At 40.9% G+C, this 242-nt stretch carries 1 protein-coding gene; it reads right to left on the bottom strand.

The window, feature by feature from the left end:
• Positions 1 to 242: DUF927 domain-containing protein (locus tag R0K30_RS23270; protein WP_410613372.1), on the bottom strand; the 242-nt coding region annotated here is incomplete at both ends.

Raw genomic sequence — 242 nt, 5'->3', positions numbered from 1 at the left:
ATTAATACACAGGCTTCCTACCTCTTTTTGCCAACTCGAAACAGTACCTGAAGTACTGAGGAATTCGTTGCTCTTATTTCCTGAATAAATAACTTTTTCAGCTCCATTGCTAACGCACCAGCTCGGTGTGACAAAGCTATTATTAAGCCAGCCTGCTTGAGCCGAGCTTTTATATCTCTGCTTTGGTCTTGCTTGAATGAGGTAAGATATTATTGGCTCCCAAACTCCTTTACGACTTGATA

It is taken from the genome of Bacillus sp. SIMBA_154 (assembly GCF_046536015.1).
Taxonomy (GTDB): Bacteria; Bacillota; Bacilli; order Bacillales; family Bacillaceae; genus Bacillus; species Bacillus pumilus_P.
The sequence above is the reverse complement of the archived record's forward strand: the minus strand, read 5'-3'. Positions and strand labels throughout refer to the sequence as shown.